Genomic DNA, 1,607 nt, shown 5'->3' on the forward strand with positions numbered 1-1,607 from the left:
TGCCCCATCGAGGTCATGACCGAGCTGATGGCTACGTATCATGAGGCTCCTGCCTCAATCCAGTAACCGTGTTGCACTCAGTTCCTGCAACCGCCGATTCTGGAGAATAATCCTACGAGTATGTCGGCTGAGTTCGACTGCAAACGGCAGATGCGATAGGTCGTCTGCCATCAATGCAACGTTGGCCGTTTCCAAAGCTACATCTGAGCCTGCGGCGCCCGTAGCGATACCAACAGTAGCATGAGCCATGGCGGGCGCATCATTCACGCTATTGCCAACCATTACGACCTCGGTGGTTTTGCGTAGTTTGTTGACTGCGTCAACCTTGTCTTCTGGCATGAGGTCACCCCATGCCTCGTCCAAGCAAACTTGCTTGGTGACCGCATCGGCTACGCGTTGGTTGTCTCCAGAAATGCATGATCATGCGGGTGATGCCTATGGTACGTAACCGTTCGAGCGCAGGCCGCGCCGATGCGCGCGGTATATCCAAGAGACCGACGCCGCCGAGGTCTCGGCCTGCGTGGCGAATCGCCGTGATGGTTCACCCTTGGTTGCGAAGCCGCTCGACAGTAGCCGCAACCGGCGCAGACCGTCGTTGCCGAACATCCGGGATTGGAAAACGGAACTGAATCGCTTTACGATTCAGTTCGAAGACCGCATGATGCCCTTGTAATCAACCCTACAGGTTACACAAAATTCAGTACACCCCCGTAATTGGGGTGTCAGCCAGCGAATTTTCCGGCAATCTGAACCAATTCAATTCTCTGTCGGTGTCACTCAGATCTATCCCCTCCATCGTCGTTATGTGCGATCTGCAGTGTTAAGCTTCAGAAGTACAACTGAACGGAATACAACCTTAGAAGAAGTCAGGTAGACACCGTTCTGTTAGCGCTTGTCTGACGCGGTTGTAGCACCTCCAGTATTTTTCGTACTGTTTTTTGCTTCATCCTCTTTTATTTGTTGATCACGGGCTTCTCTGCGCTCTTTGTTTTGTTCACGCAGGTTCTCTACCATCTGCCGGTAACGCATGCTCCCATCTTCTGCATGGACTACCGCAGTAACGTTCAGCGCAAATAAAAACATGAAAATCGTTGCTAAGGTCCTCATGGCTATACCTCTCATCTGAAATGGATTTTTGGAGACTCGTTAGTATGGTACATGGCGTCACCTGTCCGGCTGGTGACGCTGCGATTACAAAAATGTCATGCTGAAATAGATCAACGATCCGACCTTGTATTACCTCAATGCAATGTCCGTTTCACTTTGGTGACAGAAACGGTGTGCCATCATGTGCTTTGGATAATTCTAAAGGCCCAGCTAAACCACGATGTAACCTTCCTATGGTTCTTGCCGTATTTACACAGAGTATATGGAAAACAACCTGACTTGAGCCTGACCTGAAAATGACATTTATGTCAGAGATCGGGGTTGGGCCATCCGTCACTACAAAACGCACCGAGATACTTCTGAAATAAAAGCGAAGGGTTATGTTCCTTACAGAATTGTAATGAAGTGAATCGCCCCTAGTTTCGTAGACACCTCCTGGCCTCATAATACGGCCCACTAGGAGGTGCCATGAGCAATCCGCGTTATCCCGAAGAATTCAA

At 50.0% G+C, this 1,607-nt stretch carries 2 protein-coding genes; both read right to left on the reverse strand.

Translation table 11 applies throughout. The features are described from left to right. Positions 1 to 54: 54 nt before the first annotated feature. Positions 55 to 363: an HAD family hydrolase gene (locus BM116_RS19380; RefSeq protein WP_229744464.1), complete on the reverse strand. Its 309-nt coding sequence runs from the start codon at positions 361 to 363 to the stop codon at positions 55 to 57. A gap of 522 nt (positions 364 to 885) precedes the next feature. Further along, complete coding sequence (locus BM116_RS18545; protein WP_083729500.1) at positions 886 to 1,107, reverse strand: hypothetical protein; 222 nt, start codon at positions 1,105 to 1,107, stop codon at positions 886 to 888. Positions 1,108 to 1,607: the final 500 nt, after the last annotated feature.

It is taken from the genome of Halopseudomonas pachastrellae (assembly GCF_900114765.1).
Taxonomy (GTDB): Bacteria; Pseudomonadota; Gammaproteobacteria; order Pseudomonadales; family Pseudomonadaceae; genus Halopseudomonas; species Halopseudomonas pachastrellae.